Raw genomic sequence first — 385 nt, 5'->3', positions numbered from 1 at the left:
CCGATGTTGCCTTCCTGGATGAGATCCAGGAACTGCAGACCGCGGTTGGTGTACTTCTTGGCGATCGAGATCACCAGACGCAGGTTCGCCTCGACCATTTCCTTCTTGGCGATGCGCGCTTCACGCTCCGCCTTTTGGACCATGTTGACGATGCGGCGGAACTCGGGGAGCGCCATGCCGGTGGCGGCGGCGATGTCCGAGACTTCCAGACGGATGCGCTCGACGGGGTCGGCTTCGTTCTCGGCGAAGGCGGCCCACTTTTTGTCCTTCTTCGCGACGTCCGTGATCCACGTATCGTCCAGTTCGCGGCCGACGTACGATTCGAGGAAGTCGGTGCGCTTCACCTTGTGACGCTCGGCCAGACGCAGCATCTGGCCGCCCAGCG

At 62.6% G+C, this 385-nt stretch carries 1 protein-coding gene; it reads right to left on the bottom strand.

Annotated elements, in window-relative coordinates:
* Positions 1 to 385: sigma factor (locus tag LH128_RS30210; protein ID WP_037522122.1), on the bottom strand; the 385-nt coding region annotated here is incomplete at both ends.

It is taken from the genome of Sphingomonas sp. LH128, from assembly GCF_000293195.2.
Taxonomy (GTDB): domain Bacteria; phylum Pseudomonadota; class Alphaproteobacteria; order Sphingomonadales; family Sphingomonadaceae; genus Novosphingobium; species Novosphingobium resinovorum_A.
This window is presented reverse-complemented; position numbering and strand designations above follow the sequence as displayed.